At 61.8% G+C, this 18482-nt stretch carries 14 protein-coding genes and 2 pseudogenes; 12 read left to right on the forward strand and 4 right to left on the reverse strand.

Features of this window, described 5'->3' with window-relative positions; genetic code table 11:
- Positions 1-97 precede the first annotated feature (97 nt).
- From LJU32_07740 to LJU32_07755, 4 genes are all read left to right on the forward strand, one after another.
- The gene (locus tag LJU32_07740; protein ID WKV90127.1) at positions 98-469 is read left to right on the forward strand and encodes a translation initiation factor Sui1; all 372 of its coding nucleotides are present in this window, start codon (positions 98-100) and stop codon (positions 467-469) included.
- Between the two features lie 220 nt (positions 470-689).
- Positions 690-2603, forward strand: a complete 1914-nt coding sequence (speA, locus tag LJU32_07745; protein ID WKV90128.1) for an arginine decarboxylase — start codon at positions 690-692, stop codon at positions 2601-2603.
- Positions 2604-2835: 232 nt separating this feature from the next.
- Positions 2836-4176, forward strand: coding sequence for a type VI secretion protein (locus LJU32_07750; GenBank protein WKV90129.1), 1341 nt, complete (start codon positions 2836-2838; stop codon positions 4174-4176).
- Entirely contained in the window at positions 4173-4964 is a 792-nt protein-coding gene (locus LJU32_07755; protein WKV90130.1) for a DUF4123 domain-containing protein, read from the forward strand. Before LJU32_07750 ends, LJU32_07755 begins: the two co-directional genes overlap by 4 nt.
- A gap of 9 nt (positions 4965-4973) precedes the next feature.
- Here LJU32_07755 and LJU32_07760 read toward each other — a convergent pair whose 3' ends face one another.
- Together LJU32_07760 and LJU32_07765 are read right to left on the reverse strand one after the other, a co-directional pair.
- Positions 4974-6323 carry an MATE family efflux transporter gene (locus LJU32_07760; protein ID WKV90131.1) on the reverse strand — a complete coding sequence of 450 codons (1350 nt, stop codon included), beginning with the start codon at positions 6321-6323 and terminating at the stop codon, positions 4974-4976.
- A gap of 148 nt (positions 6324-6471) precedes the next feature.
- Positions 6472-6765 (reverse strand): hypothetical protein, encoded by a 294-nt coding sequence (locus tag LJU32_07765; GenBank protein WKV90132.1) that lies wholly within the window; start codon positions 6763-6765, stop codon positions 6472-6474.
- Between the two features lie 243 nt (positions 6766-7008).
- On the opposite strand from LJU32_07765, the gene LJU32_07770 reads away from it, so the two are divergent.
- The 5 genes and pseudogenes from LJU32_07770 (at position 7009) to LJU32_07790 (ending at position 12704) form a co-directional block, all read left to right on the forward strand.
- Positions 7009-7311, forward strand: a complete 303-nt coding sequence (locus LJU32_07770; protein ID WKV90133.1) for a nucleotide pyrophosphohydrolase — start codon at positions 7009-7011, stop codon at positions 7309-7311.
- Positions 7311-8060 (forward strand): methyltransferase domain-containing protein, encoded by a 750-nt coding sequence (locus tag LJU32_07775; GenBank protein WKV90134.1) that lies wholly within the window; start codon positions 7311-7313, stop codon positions 8058-8060. The genes LJU32_07770 and LJU32_07775 overlap by 1 nt, the downstream gene beginning before the upstream one ends.
- Before the next feature lie 12 nt (positions 8061-8072).
- A complete protein-coding gene (locus LJU32_07780) occupies positions 8073-8684 on the forward strand; it encodes a DUF4136 domain-containing protein (GenBank protein WKV90135.1) in 612 nt (203 codons plus the stop codon).
- Positions 8685-8725: 41 nt separating this feature from the next.
- Entirely contained in the window at positions 8726-9283 is a 558-nt protein-coding gene (locus LJU32_07785; GenBank protein ID WKV90136.1) for a DUF4136 domain-containing protein, read from the forward strand.
- A gap of 1424 nt (positions 9284-10707) precedes the next feature.
- Positions 10708-12704: pseudogene (locus LJU32_07790) on the forward strand (pilus assembly protein TadG-related protein).
- On the opposite strand, the pseudogene LJU32_07795 reads toward LJU32_07790, so the two are convergent.
- Positions 12689-15450, reverse strand: a pseudogene (locus tag LJU32_07795) (PAS domain-containing protein). The pseudogenes LJU32_07790 and LJU32_07795 overlap by 16 nt on opposite strands.
- Positions 15447-15926: a pilus assembly protein gene (locus LJU32_07800; protein ID WKV91058.1), complete on the reverse strand. Its 480-nt coding sequence runs from the start codon at positions 15924-15926 to the stop codon at positions 15447-15449. The pseudogene LJU32_07795 and the gene LJU32_07800 overlap by 4 nt, the downstream one beginning before the upstream one ends.
- Positions 15927-15967: 41 nt before the next feature.
- Here LJU32_07800 and LJU32_07805 point away from each other — a divergent pair, with 41 nt between their 5' ends.
- The 3 genes from LJU32_07805 (at position 15968) to LJU32_07815 (ending at position 18475) form a co-directional block, all read left to right on the forward strand.
- The gene (locus tag LJU32_07805) at positions 15968-16438 is read left to right on the forward strand and encodes a prepilin peptidase (GenBank protein ID WKV90137.1); all 471 of its coding nucleotides are present in this window, start codon (positions 15968-15970) and stop codon (positions 16436-16438) included.
- Positions 16439-16557: 119 nt separating this feature from the next.
- The gene (locus tag LJU32_07810; GenBank protein WKV90138.1) at positions 16558-17325 is read left to right on the forward strand and encodes a response regulator transcription factor; all 768 of its coding nucleotides are present in this window, start codon (positions 16558-16560) and stop codon (positions 17323-17325) included.
- Positions 17326-18112: 787 nt separating this feature from the next.
- Positions 18113-18475 (forward strand): DUF6124 family protein, encoded by a 363-nt coding sequence (locus tag LJU32_07815; GenBank protein WKV90139.1) that lies wholly within the window; start codon positions 18113-18115, stop codon positions 18473-18475.
- Positions 18476-18482 lie beyond the last annotated feature (7 nt).

Genomic DNA, 18482 nt, shown 5'->3' on the forward strand with positions numbered 1-18482 from the left:
CCGATGCAGTAGCGCTGCCCCTGCCTGAGTGGGGCTTCGCGGTCGCTGACCTTGCCCAAGGTTGCGATCAGTCTTTGTCCTCCCGAGAGGATTGCCGGTGGCCAAGAAAGCCGCATCCTTCGCCGCCCTGGGCGGCCTGGTATTTTCCACCGACGCAGGTCGTCATTGCCCGGAATGCAGCAAACCGGTGGACGCCTGTATCTGCAAACAAACCGTGATCCCGGCCGGTGACGGCATTGCCCGCGTGCGTCGCGAAAGCAAAGGGCGTGGCGGCAAGACGGTGACCACCATCACCGGCGTGCCCCTGGCCGAAGACGCGCTCAAGGAGCTGGCGACGACGTTGAAAAAACGTTGTGGCACTGGCGGGGCGCTGAAGGACGGCATCATCGAAATCCAGGGCGATCACGTCGAGCTACTCCTGGCAGAGCTGATCAAGCACGGTTTCAAAGCGAAGAAGTCCGGCGGCTAGCAGCCTCTGTGAAACCCTCCGGCGGCTTGATCCGGCTTCGAGTGTTCTCGGATCCGGCGTCGTTGCCATGGTTTTCACAGAGCCTGTTCATGACCGGTTTCTAAACTCCACGCAGTCAGTGCGGTCTACCGCCGCACTGACGAACCGTCATTTTCATTCTTTAGACTGCGCCGGCCTGCACTTCAGGCGACGCACTCTGACTTCTTTATAGGGGACTTCGATGTCCGTACGACGCACACGTAAAGACGATGGCAGCCAATGGACAGTTGCGGACAGCCGCAGCGTTTACGGGATTCGCCATTGGGGGGCCGGGTATTTCGCGATCAATGAAGCCGGTCGCGTCGAAGTACGTCCGAACGGCCCGAGCAGCTCGCCCATCGACCTGTTCGAGCAAGTCGACCAATTGCGCAAGAGCGGTTTGTCCTTGCCGTTGCTGGTGCGTTTCCCTGACATCCTGCAAGACCGTGTCCGTCAGTTGACCGGCGCTTTCGATTCCAACATCGAGCGCCTGGAATACCAGAGCAAATACACCGCGCTGTACCCGATCAAGGTCAACCAGCAGGAAGCGGTGATCGAGAACATCATCGCCACCCAAAACGTCTCCATCGGTCTGGAAGCCGGCTCCAAGCCTGAGCTGCTGGCGGTGCTGGCGCTGGCGCCGAAGGGCGGCACCATCGTCTGCAACGGTTACAAGGACCGCGAGTTCATCCGCCTCGCGCTGATGGGCCAGAAGCTCGGCCACAACGTGTTCATCGTCATCGAGAAAGAATCCGAAGTCGGCCTGGTGATCGAAGAAGCCGCCTCGCTGAAGGTCAAGCCGCAGGTGGGTCTGCGCGTGCGGCTGTCGTCGCTGGCCTCCTCGAAGTGGGCGGACACCGGTGGTGAGAAATCCAAATTCGGTCTGTCGGCGGCGCAACTGCTGTCGGTGGTCGAGCGCTTCCGTGGCGCCGGCCTCGATCAAGGCATCCGCCTGCTGCACTTCCACATGGGTTCGCAGATCGCCAACCTCGCTGACTACCAGCACGGCTTCAAGGAAGCGATCCGTTACTACGGCGAATTGCGCAACCTCGGTCTGCCGGTCGATCACATCGACGTTGGCGGTGGCCTCGGTGTCGACTACGACGGCACCCACTCGCGCAACGCCAGTTCGATCAACTACGACATGGACGATTACGCCGGTGTTGTGGTCGGCATGCTCAAGGAATTCTGCGACGCGCAGAGCCTGCCGCATCCGCACATCTTCTCGGAAAGCGGCCGTTCGCTGACTGCGCACCACGCCATGCTGGTGGTGCAGGTCACCGACGTCGAGAAACACAACGACGAGATCCCGCTGATCGAGAACAAGGAAAGCCTGCCGGAAACCGTGCAATGGCTGGTCGATCTGCTTGGCCCGACCGACATCGAAATGGTCACCGAAACCTACTGGCGCGCCACGCACTACATGAGCGACGTCGCCGCGCAGTACGCCGATGGCAAGCTGACCCTGGCGGAAAAAGCCCTGGCCGAGCAGTGCTACTTCGCCGTGTGCCGTCGCCTGCACAACTCGCTGAAGGCGCGTCAGCGTTCGCACCGCCAGGTGCTCGACGAACTCAACGACAAGCTGGCCGACAAGTACATCTGCAACTTCTCGGTGTTCCAGAGCCTGCCGGACACCTGGGCGATCGATCAGGTGTTGCCGATCATCCCGCTGCACCGTCTCGATGAAGAGCCTCTGCGCCGTGCGGTGCTGCAGGATCTGACCTGCGACTCCGACGGCAAGATCAACCAGTACGTCGACGAGCAGAGCATCGAAACCAGCCTGCCGGTGCACGCGTTGAATGAAGGCGAAGATTACCTGCTGGGCGTATTCCTGGTCGGCGCCTATCAGGAAATCCTCGGCGACATGCACAACCTGTTCGGCGACACCGACTCGGTGAACATCTACCAGAACGCCGATGGCAGCGTGTACCACGCCGGTATCGAAACCCACGACACCATCGAAGACATGCTGCGTTACGTGCACTTGTCGCCGGAAGAACTGATGACCCACTACCGCGACAAGTGCGCCAGTGCCCGGATCAGTGCCAGCGAGCGCACGCAGTTCCTCGATGCCTTGCGTCTGGGCCTGACCCGCTCCTCCTATCTGTCTTCCTGAGACCCGATAGCGTTCCGCCCGGGTTGTCCGATTTTTTCCGCAAGCTGTGGAAAATTCGGACAACCCGGTGGGACATCTCCTGATTTTTTCACGAAAACCTGTGCGATCACGGTCAGCAAACTCATCTGGTCTGCTTTTCGCGTAGGTCATTTCCTAAGTTGTACTTCGCCTCTCTACTCGGCCATGCCTCTCGGCGAGAATCCCCGGCCGCCCCTCCTCTAGAGATCCGCCCATGTTCGATCCAGTCAACGAGTCGTCGTTTCGTCTCGATGTAGCGGGCCTGTCCGACCCCTTCGAAGTTCTCGCCTTTACCGGAAGGGAAGCGCTCAGCGAACCCTTTGTCTTCGAGATCGATGTGGTGATCGACGATCCGCATCTGGATCTTGCCGGCCTGCTGCATCGTTCTGCGTTCCTGTGCTTCGGCCCGCCCGGCCAGGGTGTGCACGGGCAACTGCACAGCCTTGTCCAGCATGAGCACAGCCATGGCCTGCGCTTGAGTCGCGTGCGTCTGGGGCCCAGGCTCGACTGCCTTGACCTGCGTTTGAGCCAGCGCATATTCAGCGGCCGCTCCGTGCCGCAGATCATCGACCAGGTCCTGCGTGAGCACGGCATCGTCGGGCTGCAACGACGTTTCGACCTGCACAGCGACTACCCGGCCCGCACCTTCTGCACGCAATACCGGGAATCCGATCTGCAACTGCTCCAGCGCCTGTGCGCAGAGGCGCGTATTCACTATTACTTCGAGCATCACCGCGACAGGCATTGTCTGGTATTGGGCGATGATCCGACGCGGATGCCGCAGGCAGACGTCGCGCGCTATCAGGGCGAGCATGAGCACCTTTGCGTCACTCCAGCCGTACGCCAGTGGCAACTGCAAGAAGATTCACAGGCCGGCCAGCGCGGACCGAATGCCGAAGGCCACAGCGATTTGTCCGCCCTGCGCAGCGGTCAGTGGTTGCCGTTGGACGGCCATCCCTTCATCGAATGCAACCGCCCATGGTTGCTGACCCGCATCGAGCACCGTGCCGATCAGTCTCTCGAACCGCCCTACGGTAATCGCCTGTTCGCGGCCGCGCGGGTGCCCGTCTTTGCGCCCGCCGCGACGCCAGCCAAGCAACGCATGCACAGCCTGCAGCGTGCCTGGGTGGTTTCGGTCGATGAAGCGCAACCCGATCGCTCGCGGCCGGTCGCGGTGCAATTTGACTGGCTGTATCAGGGCGAAGGCGCAGCGCCGAGCCATTGCTGGCTACCGCTCGCACCAACCCTGAGCGAGTTGCCATCAGCGGCGCTGGCCGATGGCGTGGAGGTCGTGGTGAGTTTCCTCGAAGGCGACCCCGATCAGCCGATGGTCAGCGGCGTTCTCCAGCCTCCGGCGCTGGTGGAGGATACGGTTGAGGACGATGTCCCGTTGCCGGAGTTGCTGGTGAGCGATGGGTTGCAGCAGCTGTTGCAGTCCGGCGAGCCGTTGCTGCTGCTGTGCCTGATGCCGGGAGGTGGGAGCTTCAACCACTGTGCCGAGTCCGTGTGCAGTTGCCGGCTGTTGACCGCGCTTGATCAGAGCAGCGCAAGATGAGCGGCGCGGCGCTTGAGCCTATGGCGCAATGGCTGTTACTCGATACCCCTGACGCGTCACGCGCACTGCTGACGTTGCGGCAGGGCTTTGCCGATGTGCAGCGGCACCGGTTGTTCGACGGTACCGAATTTCAACCGGTCAGCGAGCACGGCCCGGTTCTTGTCGACTTGCGTGAGAATCCGGCATTGACCGCCTTGTGCCTGCGCGATCCGGACACTTGGCGCGGGCTGCTGCTGAGCTGCGAAATACCGGCGCAGCAGCTGATCAGCCACTTGCAACGCATGCTCACCGTCTCATTCGGCTTGAATCACCGGGCCTTGCTCAGCTATTACAACCGGCAGACCGCCAGCTATTTCTTCGATGCCTGCGATGCCGCGCAACTGAGTCGCTGGCTCGGGCCAATCCGCCAGTTGCGCTGGTTTGGGGGTACCTGGGCTGACCGCGCCATCGGCAGTCAGGGCTGGCAACAGCTGCGCAATCCCGGCCTGCTCGTCGAACCGCTGGGCATCGAAGAAAGCCTGACCCGGCGCCAGCGTGAGCGCCTGCAAACCTGTCTGCTGGAACAACACATCTGGCGCTGGTGCCAATCCCTGTGCGCCGATTACCAGACGATCGCTGTGCATGTGCAACAGGGTCTGGCGCTGGGTTTCAGTGATCGCGCGGTGCTCGACGGCTGGCTGTGGCTGCGCCTGCTGCATCCGCGCGCGGTGCTGGTTGCTCCACCGGCGGGTCTGACCCAGCAGGAGCGCCTCGATCATCTGCGTCGGCAGTGGGGTGCGGCGGACTGACTGATGCCGTCAGTGAGCCTTGCCGCTGAACCAGCCATCGCTGCGTTTCAGCCACAGGGCTTGCGCGCCGAGGGTCACGCTGCGCAAGACCATGAACAGCAGGAAAGATATCCACAGGCCGTGATTGCCCAGTGCTTGCAAGAACCAGGCGAACGGCAGGAGCAACAACACCGTCAGCAGCATGCCATTGCGCATTTCCCGCGCGCGGGTGGCGCCGATGAACAGGCCGTCGAGCAGGTAACTCCACACCGCAATCAGCGGCAGCACGGCGAGGTAGGGCAGGTAGACGAACGCCGTGTCGCGCACGCTCTGGATGTCGGTCTGCATCTCGATGAACAGGTGCCCGGCCAGCAGAAAAAGCACGGCGAATCCGAGGCTGGCAATCAACGACCAGCCGCCGGCCACCACCAGCGATCGACGCAAGGCCAGGCGATCCCGGGCGCCGATGGCATGCCCGCACAAGGCTTCAACGGCGTGCGCCAGTCCGTCGAGTGCGTGGGCCGTCAGCAGCAGGCCGTTGAGCAGCAGCGCGTTGGCCGCTACGGTCGCATCGCCGAGCCGCGCGCCTTGCACGGTGATCAGGAAAAACACCGATTGCAGGGCGAGGCTGCGGATGAAAATGTCCCGGTTGACCGCCAGCAGCGGGCGCCAGCTCTGCCAGACTCTCAGTGCCGACCAGATGATCTGCCCCGGATAGGCGCGCAACGCCGTGCGCGTCAGCCACAGGCCGAGCAGGGCGCCGCTCCATTCGGCGATCACCGAAGCGCGCGCCGAGCCGACCACGCCCCAGTCCAGGCCGATGACGAACCATAGATTGAGCACAATGTTGATCAGGTTGGTGCTCAGCAGAATCGCCAGCGGCGCCCGCGCGTTCTGCGTGCCGAGGAACCAGCCGACCAGTGCATAGGTCGCCAGCGCGGCGGGCAGGCCGAACAGGCGCGTGTGGAAAAACGCCCGGGTCAGCTGATCCAGTTCAGCCGACGGTTGCATGAAGTGCAGGGCAACGCCACTGAGCGGCACGCCGAGGCCGCCGAGCACGACGGCCAAGCCCAGTGCCAGCAACAGGCCCTGCAAGAGAATCTGCCGCAACGCCGCACCATCGCTGCGCCCGGCAGCCTGCGCGGCAAAACCGGTGGTGCCCATGCGCAGAAAACCCATCGCCCAGGCGAGAAACGTGTACAGACTGGCGCCGACTGCCACCGCGCCGAGTTGATGGGCATGCGGCAGGTGGCCGATGACAGTGCTGTCGACCAGCGCCACCAGCGGCACGGAGATATTGGAAAGAATCATCGGCGCGGCGAGCGCCCAGACCTTGCGGTGAGTCGGGCGGTCGCGCCAGTCGGTAATCAGAGAGGACATGCAGGCTCCTTGGGGGAGCGGGGATTGTAGCGATTAACGCAATTCACTGTAGGAGTGAGCCTGCTCGCGATAGCGCCCGTTCAGTCACACAAGCTTCGAATGACATACCGCGATCGCGAGCAGGCGAGGGCCTACAGGGGGCGGTGGGTTAATGGATGATCCAGCTCAGCAACCACAACCCCAGCAGCAACCAGATGATCCCGGCAATGATCGACGCGTTCATGAACGCCCGGATCGCCGACCAGAGGAGCATCAAACCGACAATCAGCGCGATGATGCTGATGATCGAGGTGTCCATCCCCAGCGTCTGCGCGAGGCCGTCGACAAAGTTGCTGCCGGCATTGCTGAGCATATTGAACAGGCCACTGAGGCCGTCGACGATAAAGCGGATGATCGAACCGAGTGCCTGGCCGAGCCATTCGAAAAAGCTTTCTACGCGCATGTGTGCATCCCGATGAAAGAGCTGAGCCTTGGGCCACACCGAGGGCGGCCGAGTTCCCTGCATGATAGAAGGTTTGCCCGGATCATGTGTGGGAGCGAGCCAGTTCGCGAAGGCGGCGTGTCAGGCAAATCCGGTCTGGATGATCCACCGCCTTCGCGAGCAGGCTCGCTCCCACAATAGATCATCTGCGCTGCTTGCCTTCAGCCCGCATCCCCCGAAGCTATGCGTCTTCAGGAGAGCCCGATGAACCTTGTTGAACTGACCGAACGCCTGCACGCCATTCGTGACCGCAATGACTGGCGGCAATTTCACAGCCCGAAAAACCTCGCCATGGCCGCCAGCGTGGAAATGGCCGAGCTGGTGGAAATCTTCCAGTGGCTGACAGAAGACCAGTCGCGCCAGTTGCCGGCGGAAAAACTCGCGCATGCCGGGCAGGAAGTCGGCGATATCGTCCTGTATCTGTTGCTGCTGTGCAGCGAGCTGGGTCTGGACATGAATGAAGTGGTGCGGGCCAAGCTCGCCGACAGCGAACGGCGGTTCAGCTGATGAGCGACCGTCATTTCGATCAGTTGGCCACGCGCTTCGCCGAAAAAATCTACGGCGGCGCCAAAGGCGCGATTCGCCTCGCCGTGTTGCAGGCCGATCTGACCGAGGCCTTGCCGGATCGGCCGCTGCGCGTGCTGGATATCGGCGGTGGCCTTGGGCACATGTCGCTGTGGCTGGCCGAGCGCGGCCATGACGTCACCTTTACCGAACCGGCCGAACCGATGCTGGAAGGCGCACGCCAGCGTTTTGCCGAAGCCGGGCAAACCGCGACATTCATTCAGGCGCCGTGGCAGGAACTGCCCGGTCAGCTCACCGAGCCCTACGATCTGGTGATCTGCCACGCCGTGCTGGAATGGCTCGCCGAGCCCCACGCGATCCTGCCGGTGCTGCACCAGTTGACCAAGCCCGGCGGCTGGCTGTCGCTGGCCTTCTACAACCGTGACGCGCTGATTTATCGCAATCTGCTCAAGGGCCACTTCAAGAAAATGCGCAAGAACGTCATGGCCGGCGAGAAACAGAGCCTGACCCCGCAGCAGCCTCTCGACCCACGGGAATTGGCAACGCAACTCGCCGGTATGTGGCAGGTCGAAAGTCAGAGCGGCGTACGGGTATTTCACGATTACATGCCGGTGGAATTCCAGGCCCGCGCCGAACTGGCGGACTTGCTGGAAATGGAACTCGCGCACCGTCGTCACCCAGGCTTCGCCGGGCTTGGGCGTTACTTGCACTGGATCTGCCGGCCGATCTGAGCGGAGCGCGACATGAAAGCTCAATGCGGGTTATTGCTGATGAGTCTGGGGTTGGCCGCCTGCCAAGGCAGCAACCCCTACGTGGCCCAGTCACGGCCGTTGCCGCCGGCACCGCCGCAGGCCGCCACCACCTTCGACCGCAGCGCCTACCCGGCGCCGCCGCGTGATTACGGGCGCTACCGCAATTGGGCCTGGCGCGACGGGCAGTTACCACCGGGCACGGCGTGGGCCGACTCGGCGCAGGTGGCCGAGGCGGTCAGCAACGCTCTCGACCAGCGCGGCTTGCGGCCGATGCGCGACAACCGCCCGACCGACCTGCTGGTCAGCGCCGACCTGCGTCTGGAAACCCGATTGCGTCAGGTTCGCGACGACTACGGCTACTACGGTGGCTACGGCGGCTATGATCGTTATGGTCGCGGTTACGGGATGTACAACAGCGTGCCGGTCATGCGCACCTATCAAGAGCAGGTCGTGGTGGTGCGGGTCGATCTGTTCGATGCCGGCAATGGTCAGCCAGTGTGGAGCGCCAGCGCCGAGACCGGCACCCAGGGCAATCAGATCGAACGCGCCGATGCGATCCGCGAGGCTGTGGAAAAAGCCATGGCGGCGTATCCTCCCAGCTGACGTCGTGTCAGCAGGTTCATGTCTTCACCCGGAGAAAAATCATGTTCCGCCGTCTCGCTCTACTCGCTGTTGTCGCGCTGCTCAGTGCCTGCGCCGCCAATCAGGTCAATCACGATTTCGACGCCAGCCGCGACTTTGCCGCTTATCGCAGCTGGAGCTGGAAAGACCCGGCCCTGCAATATCGCCCCGATGATCCGCGCATCAAGAGTGACCTGACCGAACAGCGCATTCGCCAGGCGGTGTCCGATCAACTCGATCAGCGCGGTTTGCGCCCGGCTGCTGGTGGCGGCAAGGGAGATCTGAGCGTGCAGACCTACCTGATCGTCGAGGACCGGCAGCAACAGGTGACGACCAATTACGGCGGCGGTTGGGGCGGCCCGTGGAACGGCTACTGGGGCGCGCCGATGTACAACGAGACGCGCAACATCACCTACAAGGTCGCGACCATTCAGATCGACCTGCTCGACGGCAAGGACGGCAAACTGGTGTGGCGTGGCAGCGATGAACAAATGCTCAGCAGCCGCCCGAATCCGGCCGATCGCAGCAATGCCATTCGCGAGACCGTGGCACGGATCCTGGCCAACTATCCACCGCGTTGAACCGCTCTGAACCGTCCCTGTGTGAGCGAGCCTGCTCGCGAAGGCGTCGGTACATTCAGCATCGTGATTGCCTGATCTGGCGCTTTCGCGAGCAAGCTCGCTCCCACAGGTTTCGGTGTTGAACGAATGATCTTCAACCCGGCATAAATCCCTGTGGGAGTGGGCTTGCCCACGAAGGCGGCGGTGCATTCAACATCTTGATTGCCTGAGCTGACGCTTTCGCGAGCAAGCTCGCTCCCACAGGTTTCGGTGTTGAACGAATGATCTTCAACCCGGCATAAATCACTGTGGGAGTGGGCTTGCCCGCGAAGGCGGCGGTACATTCAGCATCGTGATTGCCTGATCTGGCGCTTTCGCGAGCAAACTCGCTCCCACAGTGTTCGGTGTTGAACCGACGGTCTCGGCCCAGCGCAGATTCCTGTGGGAGTGGGCTTGCCCACGAAGGCGGCGGTGCATTCAACATTTTGATTGCCTGATCTGGCGCTTTCGCGAGCAAGCTCGCTCCCACAGGTTTCGGTGTTGAACGAATGATCTTCAACCCGGCATAAATCCCTGTGGGAGTGGGCTTGCCCACGAAGGCGGCGGTACATTCAACATTTCGATTGCCTGATCTGGCGTTTTCGCGAGCAGGCTCGCTCCCACAGGTTTCGGTGTTGAACGAATGATCTTCAACCCGGCATAAATCCCTGTGGGAGTGGGCTTGCCCACGAAGGCGTCGGTACATTCAGCATCGTGATTGCCTGATCTGGCGCTTTCGCGAGCAGGCTCGCTCCCACAGGTTTCGGTGTTGAACGAATGATCTTCAACCCGGCATAAATCCCTGTGGGAGTGGGCTTGCCCGCGAAGGCGGCGGTACATTCAGCATCGTGATTGCCTGATCTGGCGCTTTCGCGAGCAGGCTCGCTCCCACAGGTTTCGGTGTTGAACGAATGATCTTGAACCCTGCACAAATCCCTGTGGGAGTGGGCTTGCCCACGAAGGCGGCGGTACATTCAGCATCGTGATTGCCTGATCTGGCGCTTTCGCGAGCAGGCTCGCTCCCACAGGTTTCGGTGTTGAACGAATGATCTTCAACCAGGCATAAATCCCTGTGGGAGTGGGCTTGCCCACGAAGGCGTCGGTACATTCAGCATCGTGATTGCCTGATCTGACGCTTTCGCGAGCAAGCTCGCTCCCACAGGTTTCGGTGTTGAACGAATGATCTTGAACCCTGCACAAATCCCTGTGGGAGTGGGCTTGCCCACGAAGGCGGCGGTACATTCAACATTTTGATTGCCTGATCTGGCGCTTTCGCGAGCAGGCTCGCTCCCACAGTGGGCGGTAGCCCTCTAAATGACGCGGCGCCAGCGCGCTTGCTCCACCGTGTCTACACTCCTTTTTACCAACGCAGGTAGCTCGGCACTGCGCCGGCAAAGGAGTGCGCCATGTCGCCAGGATCGCAAGGCAACGGCCCGGCCCGGCAACGCGGGGCGATCGGCTTGATGGCGGCTGCCACTCTGAGTCTGGCGCTGGTGATGATGTTGCTGGTGGTCGACAGCGGTCGCCTGTACATGGAACAGCGCAAATTGCAGCGGGTGGTGGATACCGCCGCCCTCGAAGCGGTCAGTCGCGGCGGCAATTGCATGCCCGGGCTGACCGCCGCCAGTTATGCCGGGCAGAGTGCACTGCGCAACGGTTACGTGGTGGACGCCGCCAATACACTCGCCACCACCTGCGGCACACTGGCCACCGCTGCCAGCGGTATGCGCAGTTTCACTGTCGATGCCACGCAATCAAGCGCAGTCAAAGTCGCCGCCAGTCGTACGGTCACCAGCAGTTTTGCTGGTGGTGTGCGGGCGTTGTTCAGCGCTACACCGGTCAGCCTCAACACCACACTCAATGCTTCGGCAGTTGCCGCGAAACCGCAGCCGACCGTCGCCCAACTGAATATTCGCAGCACCCTCGCCAGCATCGATACGGCGCAGTCGAACATCCTCAATCCGCTGTTTTCCGGGCTACTCGGCGGCAACGTCAACCTCACGGCGGTGGGCTGGGACGGCTTGCTGCACACCGATATCAACCTGCTCAAATACCTCGATCAACTGGCAATCAACCTCAACGTCGGCGCCGGCAATTACACGCAGTTGCTCGATACCCAAGCGACCGTGACGCAGCTGATCCAGGCCGCCGCGACGGTGGTGCAGCTCAACGGTGCGACCGCGCAAGTGGTCACCGCGCTGGGTCAGTTGCAGGCCGCCGCCATCAATGCAGCACCGGTCAGACTCGGCGAGATCCTGCAACTGCAAACCGGCACTACGGCGGCGGGGCTGGATGCCAATGTGCAATTGCTGCAACTGGTGCAGGGCATGGTGCAACTGGCCAACAGCAAGAGCGCGGTGGCGGCGACCTTGCCGGTCAACGTGCTGGGGCTGGCCGGTGTCACGGTGCGGGTGAAGGTGATCGAGCCGCCGCAATTCTCGGCGATTGGCGACCCGGCGCGGGCCAAGGCCGATCCGTTGGGACCGGACCGGATTTATGTGCGCACCGCGCAGGTGCGCACGCTGCTGTCGGTGAATTTGCCGGTGCTGTCAGGAGTCACGGGGCTGACGAATGCGGTACTGGGCCTGGTCGGTACGCTGACGCCGACGCTCAATGCACTGTTGAGCCTGAATCTGGTGGACACCCTCAATTCCGTGTTCTGCCTGTTGGGCGCCGGTTGCCAACAGCTCGATCCGAAGCTGCTGCCCTCACCGCGGATCGATATCGCGCTGGATGCCGGCGGGGCGAAAAGCTATGTCACCGATTACCGCTGCCCGACCGGCGACAGCGGCAGCAAAAGCCTGACTGCCGCCACCACGACTTCTCTGGCTGATCTTAAACTCGGCAAGATCGATCCCATCGCAGCGTTCTCTTCAGCTGCTGAACCAACGGTGGCGCCGCTGCCGCTGGTCGATCTCGGCATCATCACCTGCCACAAGATTCTCGGCATCGGCAGTTGCGATGCCGCCTCCACGTCCAGTACGGCGCCGGCGGCATCGCCCTGAAACTCGACACCAGCGTCGCGCAGACCACGCAAAATCTGCTGTTCTCCAGCACCACACCCTTCGCCACCCCGGCCAATCTGAACCGGCCGCCGAGCCTGCTGTCCGCCGCGCCGACCAGCAACATCGTCGGCAGCCTGGCGAACACCCTGTCGGGCATCAACCTGATCGTCTACAAACCTGTGGGCAGCAATCCGCTGGGCGCCATCGTCACCGGTGTGGCCTCGTTGATCAGCGACGTCAGCAACCGCTTGTTGCCGGTGGTCACCGGTTTGATCAGCCCATTGCTCGATCCACTGTTGAACAATCTGCTCAAAGGCCTGGGCATCAATCTGATGAACACCGAGGTGGGCGCCAACATGACCTGCGGGCAGACCGGCAAGGCTTATCTGGTGATCTGATCATCCGTGGCAATCGGCAATTTGATGCAGAACCGTGCGCCCTCCGTGGAGTTGCGCACGCTCAATTGCCCGCCCATGTTGGCGATGATGCCGTAGCTCACCGACAGGCCCAGACCGGTGCCGACGCCAATCGGCTTGGTGGTGAAGAACGGCTCGAAGATCCGCTCCAGTAAACGCGGATCGATACCGCCGCCATTGTCCTCGACCCACAGCCGCACACTTTCTTCGTCACGCTCGGCGTAGATCGAAATCCATGGCTTGAACGCTGAGTCGCTGTCGCGTTTGCCGAGCAGGGCGTCGCGGGCGTTGACCATCAGATTGATCAGCACCTGCTCCAACTGATCGATGTGGCCGCGCACCTGCGCTTCGAAACCGGTCTCGCTGATGCGCAGGTCGACACCTTTACCGCGCATGCCCTCGGCCAGCAGCGACAGGGTGCCTTCGATGGCCTGGGCCGTGTTGAACAACTGTTGTTCGATTTCCGAGCGCCGACCGAATACGCGCATGTGGTCGACGACTTTCGCCGCGCGTTGCACCTGAGCGTCGATGCGGTTGAGTTTTTCGGTCAGGTAATCGACCTGCACATCACCGTTGCCGAGGCGCTTGAGCACGTTGACGATGGCCATGCGCATGACGTTCAGCGGTTGATTGATCTCGTGGGCGAGGCCGGTGGCCATTTCGCCGAGGGTGGCCATTTTCGCGCTTTGCGTGAGTTGCTGTTGCGAGCGGCGCACCTCGGTGTTGTCGCGGCCCACCGCCTGCACTTCGATCAACTGTCCCTGCTCATCGAACACGCCGCGATCCGACCAGACCCACCAGGCGTGTTCGCGTCCGGGCAATTGCAGGCTGATTTCCGCTGTACTCACTGGCTGTTCCGGCGTCAGTTGGCTCAGGCGCTGCACAAAAGCGCCGCGCTGTTCTTCGGACATCCAGCCACCCAGATCAACCCCGGGCAGTTGTTCCGGGGTGCATTCCAGATAAGTCGCCAACGGTCGGTTGCCAAAGATCAGCGTCAGGTCCGGGCGATAACGGCAGATCATCGCCGGCGAGTCCTCGACCAGAATCCGGTAACGCTCCTCGCTCTGCCGCACCTGCTCGGCGGCAAGCGTTGCGTCGGTGACGTCCAGCCACAAGCCCACCGCCTCGACCGGCAGGCCGAGATCGTTGCGCAGCAGTTTTGCCTCATCGAGCAGCCAGTGATAGTCGCCACGGCTGTCGCGCAGGCGATAACGCGCACGCACCGAACCTTCGCGCAGCAACTGGCGGTTGCGCTGGAAATACAGTTCACGGTCGTCGGGATGCACGCGCTCGACTAGTGTTGCTGCATCGCAATCTTCCAGCGTCCAGCCCAGCAAGGGTTGCAGGCTGGCGCTAAAAACGCCGGGATCAGCGCGCCTTCTGCATAGCGCTGCACGTAGATCACCGCCGGTGAACTGGCAATCAGATTATCCAGCCGCGCATGGGCGGCGGCGGCGCGCTGTTGTTGGTTCTGGATGTCGCTGATGTCGAGCATGAACCCGACCAGACGCCGATGCTCACCGGTGCCGCTGACCTGGCCCTGAATCCGATACCACGTCGCCGCTGCGCCCACCTCCGCGCGATGCAGACGCACGCTCAGGGTCAGCGCTTCTCCTTGCAGTTGCAGGGCGCGCAAACGGCTGCGCAACTCGTCGCGGTCGGCGGGATGAAACAGCGACAGCCAGTCTCTTACCGGCAGCAGGCGATCGCTGAGATTCAGTGCCGAAGCCAGCGACGGCGCCAGTGCAATCTGCTCTTCGGCACTGATTTCCCACCAGCCGGTGCCGAGCAGGTTTTGCAGGGAATCCAGGCGCTCCATAGATTGCACATGGCGCTGCTCGCGCAAGCGGCTGAGCAACGGCCCGGCCAGTGCGCCGGCGAGGGTCAGCCAGTCGCGATCGCTCAGCCACGGCGCCACAGTGTCGACCGTGTAAAACCCGCAAAGCAGCCACGCGACCACGCCTTGATCATTGCTGTAGGGCACGGCGAAACCATTGGCATTGCCGAACGTGGCCTGCAATCGCGAATGTTCATAGCGACCCTGCGGGCCGGCAAGGCGTTGCGGCGCGCTGCCGTTGAGGCTGTCCAGCGGCGTGCCCAACGGCTGACCGTCCTCCCACAATTGTGGAGCATCATGGCCACGAAACTGTTGATGAATCTGCCAGCCCTGAGCCTGTTCATCGAGCAAGGCCACGGCCAGGCAGGGGATGTGCCAGCGCTGGGCGATCGCCTGCAATTGTTCGCCGAGCACCGTCGGCAGGCGCGTCAGGCTGCACGTGCGCAGATGATCACTGACCTGCGCGGCGAGAGTCTGGCAGGCCTCGCGGTCGTGCGATTGCTGACGTTCGAGCAACAGGTCAGCGATGTCGAGCAGTTGCAGCGCCCAGCCATCACCCAGCGGCTGCACCCAACCACGCAGGTGCAGCGGCTGATCATTCACGCCGGGGAAGTCGAGATCGAGCAATTGCCCGTGCCAGTCTCGCGGCTGACCTTCAATGGTCAACAGGCTTTGTGGCAGCAGATAGGCGCTGAGTGGCAGCGGTTGTCCGTGAGGTTTGGGCTGGGCAAGCAAATGCCGCAGCGGGCCGGCGATCTGCAACACCTCGCCGTCGCCATTCAGATACAGATGCAGGCCGGTGGGCGGCGCGCCGAGTCGGTCCGGCAGCTCAAGAACAGCGCTGGGGGCACGCTTGAGCAAACGGCCGAAGAGCTTAGCGCCGGCGGTCAAAATTGCAGGCTCGAGCGGGCGGTGAGGTGCGTGGGCAGATTGGGCACCGTGCCGATCCCGGGCAGCACCAGAAACGGCATGATCTGATTGAGCTTGCTCACCGGGTAATTGACGCTGACGGTCAGGGTGCCAGTCCCCGCGTCGTACGCCGCACTGGTGTCGGTGCCGACCACCAGATTCAAGGCCGAGGGCAGCCATTGCAGTTGCTGGGTCAGCGCGGCATTGGCGGTGTTGACCACCGCCGTCGAATAGTTCGGCGTGGCCGGGTCCACCGCAACGCTGCGGCGCACCGCCTCAGCGGTGGCCTGGTTGAACGATTGCATCATCACGAAGGGCAGGCCGTAGCTGACCAGCCCGTAAAACACTGCGAAAAAGATGATGAACACCAAGGCGAATTCGATCGCCACCGCACCTTTTGCGACCTGCGAAAGCCGTTTTTCATGCGTGCGTCTACCCTGACAGTCACTGCGTAGTATCAGCATAGAATCAATCAGGCAAAACGGACGGCTTTCAGCGGATGCAGATTTCCCTTGTTCTGATCTGGCTGGCGATCTGCGCCGCGCAAGATGCCCGGCAGCGGCGCATTTCCAACGCATTGACGTTAGGCGTCGGCGCGCTGGCGTTGGTCTGGTTGTTGGCGACTGGCACTACTTGGCTGGGGGCCGACGCGGGGCAGGGCGGCTGGGCCTGCCTGATCGCTCTGCTGCTGACGCTGCCGGGTTATTTCTTGGGCCGCATGGGCGCCGGCGATGTGAAATTAATGACAGCCCTGGCTCTTGCGACGAACGGCATATTCGTTCTTGGCGCGTTTATCGGTGCTGGAGTAGCCAGCGTGATTTGGCTGCTGCTTGCGCCAAAAGTCTGGCCCCATATCGGTCAAGGGCTTAGAGAGCACGTACGCCATCTCGCTCCGGACAAGTCAAAAAAGCTGCCATTTGCGCCGTTCGTGTGGGTAGGTGTAGTGCTCTCGCTGTACTGGATCACCTGATCGCGGGGTGCCACTAGTCCTATGTACATAGTAGGAAAGTGGGTCTACTTTCAATTCAGGCGAATACGCCACCAAAGTGCAGGAATCGTCAGCGTTGGCCCGAGCAAATGGAGTGGTTCGTGAACAAGCCTAGTGCGGTAAAAATCCTCGTGGTCGACGATCAGCCGCTGATCGTCGAAGAACTCTGTGAGTTTCTTGAGAGCAGTGGCTACCGTTGCGTGCCGTGCGACTCAAGTCTTGAAGCCATCGAGCTGTTCAGGGCGGACCCGGACATCGGTCTGGTGCTGAGTGATTTGCACATGCCGGACATGGACGGCATCGAGTTGATCCAGGCGTTGCAGCGGCTGGCCGGCAAACAGCGGGTGTTCGAGGCGATCATGCTCACCGGGCGCGCGGACAAGCAGGATGTCATCAAGGCGTTGCGTGCGGGGATCGCCGATTACTATCAGAAGCCGATTGAGCTGGCAGAGTTGCTCGAGGGTGTGCAGCGCCAGGAGTTGGCTTTACAGGAACGACAGAAGAATCTGCATCTGGGGCATTTGAATCAGAAGTTGCAGTTTTTGTCCGAGTCGATTGATGACCTTTATCAGGATCTGGACAAGGTGCGGCGCTCGCCTGCGCCAGTGGTGAGTGAGGGCGAGTCTGAGTCTGGCGAGATGCCGGCGGTGTTCAGTCAGTTGTCGCCCCGACAATTGGATGTGGCGCGGTTGGTGGGCAAGGGGCAGACCAATTATCAGATTGCCTGTGAGTTGGGGATTACCGAGAACACGGTGAAGCTGTATGTGTCGCAGGTGTTGCGGTTGACGCATATGCATAATCGGACGCAGTTGGCTTTGGCGCTTTCTCCTGGTAGTTCGGCGGGGCGGCAGCGGGTTACGGCGCATTGACTTGGCGGCCTTTGGGCCGACCATGCTTTGGGTGGTTGGGGTGAATATCCGTTTTTTTGGTGTCGCTGATTACGGTTCCGCCCTTACGGCGGGTCACTTTTGGCAAACGCCGGAATGCCGGCCCAGCCCAAAGTAACCAAAAGGTCTTCGCCCTGACGTTCGGCCCGCTCGCTGGGGCTCGGGGTTCCTTCGCTCCGGGATCGATCCTGGCGCAGCGGCTCCGGTTTGCTTCGCTGCACCTCCTTCCGCTGTGTCTGGCTGCGCCAGACGGTCGCTGCGCTCCCACGCCCGGATCAATCCCTCCACTCAGCCTGCCGACGGGCTCCAAGATCAAAATCTACTCGAGCTTGCGCTCATTGTTGAGTGGTGCGGCTTCGCCGCGGGCAGCTGCGCTGCTTTTGCTTTCTGTGGGAGCGAGCCTGCTCGCGATGAGGCCAGTCGGTCCGACGATAACTCGAAGTCGTTTAAATCTGTTTCAAAATAACCAGAACCTTCCCACAAGGTTTTCAGGTTGTCCGTCGGACGTCGGGTCACTAGTCTCTGGCTGTCGTCGAACCTTCGGCGATCGGGCGTGAGAACCCTGCTACTTATGGTCATCCAGTATCTGTGCACGCATAATCGCCGCCAGCTTGTCCGCTGTCTGCAATGTGTCATGGCGGCTGTGTGCGGGCAGACTTCGGTCTGGCCGGGTGTCCATAACCGGTATTCTCACCCCGCATACAGTTGCCACCTTTTGCCCCGTGAGAATGGCCTTGGGTAGCACCGCAGATTTTGGAGAGCCGTTTCAATGGACAAACTGATCCCAGACCCACCCCCATCCCCCGCCACCCCGCTCGAAGACGCCATGCGCGCCGACGATCTTGTGAAAAACCGCGAAGCGATAAAACGCGCGCTCGATTTCTATCTCTGCCCCGAACCTGCAAAACCGCATCCGCCCAGCACGCTGTTCATGGTGGTGCCCAATGTCGATACCGAAAGCCTGTTGGCGCATGCCTGTGAGTCGCTGGCGTCAGCGAGTGCGATGGCGAGTAATTTCGCTGGTGAGTTGAGCGGGTTTCAGCGCAGCACGGCGTTGGCGATTCAGCAGATTGTCATGCTGGCCGAGCTGGCCGTGAATAGGGCGCTGGATCGGGTTGATCCGCAGACCTGAAACCGCG

It is taken from the genome of Pseudomonas sp. B21_DOA (genome assembly GCA_030544685.1).
In the GTDB taxonomy this organism is placed as follows: Bacteria; Pseudomonadota; Gammaproteobacteria; order Pseudomonadales; family Pseudomonadaceae; genus Aquipseudomonas; species Aquipseudomonas fluorescens_AO.